Below are 5,065 nucleotides of genomic sequence, written 5' to 3' on the forward strand. Positions count from 1 at the left end.
ACGGCGCACTCGTACGCTTCGGCTTTCCGATCCGACGGCGGGATGTCGCCGCGATCTCCGGCACGACCGTGGAAACCGCGATCCGCGTGCTCGGCGACTTCCGGAGACATCACTGGGTCGGCGGCGGTCGGCGCTCGCTGGAAATTCACGATCTCGGCGCGCTGAAACAATTCGCGGAAGAAGGCGGGATGGCGGCGGGCCGCCGCAGGGCGCGATCCCGTTCGGAAAAGCCCACGCCGATCGCTGGGACCACCTGACAAAGCGAACGGGGCCGGTCTTAGAAAAAACGGTGCAGCGTGTCGTGGATCCAGATGGGGGCGCGAATCACGAGGGCGTAGATCGAAAGAGCCATGAGGGTGAAACCGACGAGCGCGGCGACACTTCGATTCAATAGACCCAGAAACAGGTCCTGGCCCACCTGAACCCTGATCTCGGCGACGGCTTCCGCGCGCTCTTCGTCGCTGAGCGTCGCCCACCAGTCGGGACCGCGCGCCATCTGTTCCGCCTCGAATCCGAGGCCGGGAGGACCGGCCTCGATACCTCGCGATTTCGGCTATCTCGTGACGTTGACGAGTTCCTGCATCATCTGGTCGGCCGTCGAAATCAGGCGGCTGTTTGCCTGGAACCCGCGCTGCGTCGTGATCATCTGAACGAACTGGCTCGCCATGTCAACGTTGGACAACTCCAGCGTGTTGGCGAAGACACGTCCGTTGCCGCCGCTCGACGGGACGCCGAGCGCGGCGGGGCCGGAGTCAACGGATTCGGAGAAGAGATTTCCGCCGACCTGCGTCAGCCGTTCCTGCGCGGTGAAACGGGCGATGGCGATGCGACCGAAGTTCACGGTTTCGCCGTTCGCGAACTTTCCGAACACGATGCCGTCCGGATTGATGTCGATGGAGGAGAGATAGCTGGGACCGAAACCGTCCTGCGCCTGGAAGACGACCGCGGACTCTTCGCCGAACTGCGTGGTGCCGCTGAAGCCGGTGCCGCCATCGGCGATGGATTCGCCGAAGTCGATTCCGATCGCTTGGCCTTGCGTGCCGCCGCCGACGAAGTCGAATGCGGGCGGCGTCACGATCGTTTCGGCCACGAGCGCGCCCTCGGTGTCGAATTCGAGCGTTCCCGACGCGCCGATCGTGGCGGTACCGCTCGTCGCTTCGGCGTCCGGAACCACCGCATACCACTCCCAGACGGAGGGCACGTCGGACGCGCGCCGATAGTACACGCTGATCTGATGGCTGTTGCCGAGCGAGTCGTACACGGAGATCGAGTTGACGAAGTTCGACGTCGTGACGGGGTCGTTGATGTCGAATGCGGGTCCGCCGGGAGCGACGGTGGAGTCGGATGACAGATTCAGATTGATCGTCACGCCGGTCCCGTTCGTTCCGTCACCGGTGACCCGGGGCGGCAGCGGTGTGTTGCGAATCTGAATGTCGGAAGACGTCCCGATGGTGACGCCATCCGAATCGACGCCGAATCCCTGCACGCGCATCCCGGCCGTCGTCACGAGATAGCCGTTCTCGTCGATGCGGAAATTTCCCGCGCGCGAGAAATATTGCCCGAGATTGCCGGGGTCACGCACCATGAAAAACCCGGCTCCCTCGATCGCCAGATCGGTGACGTTGTCGGTGGCCTGGAATCCGCCCTGCGTGAAGACCTGCGAGGTCGACTGGATCTGCGATCCGCGACCGATCGAGAACCCCGAGGCGAGCGTTTTGCTGAGCACGTCTCCGAAATTCGGACGTGACCCCTTGAATCCCGGTGTGTTGATGTTCGCGATGTTGTTTCCGATGATTTCCATCGCGACTTCGTTGCTGTTGAGTCCGGAGATTCCGGAAAACAGGGCGCCGAGTACCGTCATGACCAACCTCCCGTCAGGGTTTCGCCGTCCTGGCGCCGATCGGAACGCGCTCCGGCGTTCACATACCCATCCCGTTGAATCTTTCCGAAAACGATCCGCCCGCGAATTCTACTATTCGGCGACCTCGTACACGTCGCCGATCATGACCTTCTGGCCGTCGATCATCAGCTCCGGCCCTCCGGAGTCGAAGGATACCGCCTCGACGCGCCCCGAGATCAGCGTCGTCGCCGTCACGCTCGTGCCGTCGCCGCCGTTCGCCTTCACCTCGAACTTGTAATCGCCGGCGGGAAGCGGTGAACCGTTCCGATCGAGGCCGTTGAAGCTGACCCGATTGATGCCCTCTTCGAGTTCGTTCGCGGTGATCGTGCGAACGACGGTCCCCTTGGCGTTGTAGATCGTGATTTCCGCGTCTTTCGCCTCGCCCTCGAGCAGAAAGTGCAGCTTGGTCGAGTCGCCGTCGTGCGCGAGGCGCATCGTGTCGCCCGACGCGCGAACTTCCTTGCCGATCATCGACACCGACTGCGCATTGTTGATGCTCGACTGATAGAGCTGGAGCGTGGCGAGGTTGGCATTCGACGTCCGAAGTTCCTCGACGGTCGCGAGCGACGCGAGCTGATCGAGGAACTGCTGATTGTCCATCGGATCGAGGGGATCCTGCTGCTTCATCTGCGTCATGAGGAGGTTCAGGAAGACCTCCTTGTCGAGCATGTCGTTCTTCTTGGTCTCTTCCGTCCCGGTGTAACCCGTGAGCTGATCGAAGCTGAGAATCGGACTCGTCGACATCGTGTTCTCCTAGATCGTCATGCTCACGCGCGACGCACGCAGGTCACGACGCGGTGTTGGGGCGGTTTGGACGTTTGCCTCGCGGGCGCTTCGTTCGCCACGAGTCGATCGGTCGGACGTGGCGGCGTCGCGGTTCCCGAAAGGCGCCGCGCCGGCGGCGTCGCCGCGAACCGAGAATTCGCCGAGGGTAAGCCCCTGCTGGGCGAGCGAGTCGCGCAGCATCCATCCGTCCTGCGCCATCGCTTGACGAACCTGCGGGTTCTCGACCGCGAGTTGAACCGCGGCCACCTGTTGTTCGACGGTCACTTCGATCTGGATTCGGCCGAGGTTTGCGGGATGCAGGCGAACGATCGCGGTCCCGCCGCCGGAATCGGCGGTGCGCACGATGGCGTGCGCCACGCGCGTCACGACCGCGTGAAACTTCTCGATGCGCGATGCGACATCGACGCCGCTCGTGCCGCTCACCGGCTCGGGAGTCGCGGTCGCGGCGTGCGGCGACGGTTGCGAAACCATCGCGGTGGCGGACGCAGACTGCGGCTGCACGGAATTCGCCGCTCCGCTGGAGATCACGCTCTCGCGAGCGCCCATGGATCGTAGCGGAAACACATTTTCGAAGGGATTTTCGAGCGCCGGATCGATCGACTCCGATCGAGCCGCGAAACCCCGGTCCTGCCAAGCCGCGTGGGCCGGCCTCGCCGGGGTGTGATCCCGGCGCCAGCGGGCGAAATCGACGGGCCGCGGTTCGAGGTGTTCCTCGCCCGGCAGACCGCTTTCGACCTGCATCGCGCCCGCCAACAGGCGCGCGACGGCCTCGCCGTGACGACGCGCGAGAATCTCGAGCGCGGGCAGACGTCCGGCCAGATCGCCGAGCGTTCGTGCCTCCGGCGGCGGCAACCCGATCGTGGCGTCTTCGAAGATCGCGAGATCCGGCGTGTCGATCGCCGGCGTGGCGGATGAGCCGCCCTGCGCGGAAGCCGGAGCGGCGGATTCCAACCGCTCGACCGATATCGGGGCCGTTGATTCCTTCGCAATGGACGTCGCTTCGGGGGTGGATTTTTGAGTCGCCGACGCGCTTTCCACCGATGTTGTAACGGCTGCGGACGAAGCCTCGCGTGACGCGGATGTTTCGTCTGTGTTCGATGTCTCCTGGCCGGACGAGACTTGACGCGCATCCCGCGGTTCGGTTTGGGCTTCCGAAACTCCAGCGGTCGAACCGTCGCGCATGTCCTCTTCCAAAGCTCGGCGGGACACTTCGGCTCGCTCCAGGGCCTGGTCGCAGGCGCGGTCGAAGAGTGCCTCTGGCGACCTGGCGCCGCGCGTTCGCGGTGCGCTGAGCAGCGCGTCGATGAAAGAGCGATGATCCGATTCGAGGTTGACGAGGCTCATCCACACCTCCCGGCTCCGTTTCGTCTTTTTGGGACGCGTCGGGGCCGAAACGTCATTCAGCAATCCGTGTGCCAGCCGCGCGAATTGTGTAAGTGCATGATCTTACTCGAATATTATGGGATGGACGGGCAGGGAGGTGGCGGTCGTCGCGGCAAACGCTGCTTGGCCGGCGGGTAAAAACTGCTGGGTCGCAAAAAATCACGGGGTCGAAAAGAAAAGCCCCGGCGAACCGGGGCGTTTCGGAAAAGTCGGAGACTGCGGGCGTTGGTTACATCATGCCGCCCATGCCGCCCATGCCGCCGCCGGGCATTCCGCCGCCGCCGCCGTGACCCTTCTCCTCGGGCTTCTCGGTCACCATGACCTCGCAGGTGAGCATCATGGTCGCGACCGAGGCGGCGTTCTGCAGCGCGCAGCGCGTGACCTTTTTCGGGTCGATGATGCCGGCCTTGAGCATGTCGGTGTACTCATCGGCACCGGCGTCGTAGCCGAACGCGCCTTCGTTGTTCATGACCTTCTCGACCACGATCGCGCCTTCGCCGCCGGCGTTGGCCACGATCTGGCGGATCGGCTCCTGCATGGCGCGCATGATGATATCCACGCCGGCCTGCTGGTCGCCTTCGAGTTTGAGCTTGCGCAGGGCGGGCAGGGCGCGCAAATAAGCGACGCCGCCGCCGGGCACGATGCCTTCCTCGACCGCCGCGCGGGTGGCGTTGAGGGCGTCTTCGACGCGGGCTTTCTTTTCCTTCATCTCGATCTCGGTGGCCGCGCCGACCTTGATCACCGCCACGCCGCCGATCAGCTTCGCCAGACGCTCCTGAAGCTTCTCGCGGTCGTAATCCGAGGTGGTCTCCTCGATCTGCGCGCGAATCTGCGAAACGCGACCGTCGATCTTTTTGGGGTCGCCCGCGCCGTCGATGATCGTCGTGTTGTCCTTGTCGATCACGACGCGTTTCGCGCGGCCCAGGGCATCGAGACCGATGCTGTCGAGACGAATGCCGAGTTCCTCGGCTACGACCTGGCCGCCGGTGAGAATCG

The 5,065-nt window shown here is 64.2% G+C and carries 6 protein-coding genes; 1 reads left to right on the plus strand and 5 read right to left on the minus strand.

Going from position 1 to position 5,065, the window contains the following annotated elements; genetic code table 11:
• Window positions 1–257, plus strand: a 257-nt coding sequence (locus IT350_00350; GenBank protein ID MCC6156473.1) for a winged helix-turn-helix domain-containing protein, incomplete at its 5' end; no start/stop codon positions are given.
• Window positions 258–277: 20 nt separating this feature from the next.
• Here IT350_00350 and IT350_00355 read toward each other — a convergent pair.
• From IT350_00355 to groEL, 5 genes are all read right to left on the minus strand, one after another.
• Window positions 278–496 carry a hypothetical protein gene (locus IT350_00355; protein ID MCC6156474.1) on the minus strand — a complete coding sequence of 73 codons (219 nt, stop codon included), beginning with the start codon at window positions 494–496 and terminating at the stop codon, window positions 278–280.
• Window positions 497–553: 57 nt separating this feature from the next.
• Window positions 554–1,861, minus strand: coding sequence for a flagellar hook protein FlgE (locus IT350_00360; GenBank protein MCC6156475.1), 1,308 nt, complete (start codon window positions 1,859–1,861; stop codon window positions 554–556).
• A gap of 111 nt (window positions 1,862–1,972) precedes the next feature.
• Entirely contained in the window at window positions 1,973–2,644 is a 672-nt protein-coding gene (locus IT350_00365; protein MCC6156476.1) for a hypothetical protein, read from the minus strand.
• Window positions 2,645–2,653: 9 nt separating this feature from the next.
• Complete coding sequence (locus tag IT350_00370; GenBank protein MCC6156477.1) at window positions 2,654–3,637, minus strand: flagellar hook-length control protein FliK; 984 nt, start codon at window positions 3,635–3,637, stop codon at window positions 2,654–2,656.
• Between the two features lie 661 nt (window positions 3,638–4,298).
• Window positions 4,299–5,065, minus strand: a 767-nt coding sequence (gene groEL / locus IT350_00375) for a chaperonin GroEL (GenBank protein ID MCC6156478.1), incomplete at its 5' end; no start/stop codon positions are given.

This window comes from Deltaproteobacteria bacterium, from assembly GCA_020845895.1.
Lineage (GTDB): Bacteria > Lernaellota > Lernaellaia > JACKCT01 > JACKCT01 > JADLEX01.

Coding starts and splice junctions, on each gene's coding strand:
- IT350_00355 (MCC6156474.1), bottom strand. CDS start 496: ATGGCGCGCGGTCCCGACTGGTGGGCGACGCTCAGCGACGAAGAGCGC.
- IT350_00365 (MCC6156476.1), bottom strand. CDS start 2,644: ATGTCGACGAGTCCGATTCTCAGCTTCGATCAGCTCACGGGTTACACC.
- IT350_00360 (MCC6156475.1), bottom strand. CDS start 1,861: ATGACGGTACTCGGCGCCCTGTTTTCCGGAATCTCCGGACTCAACAGC.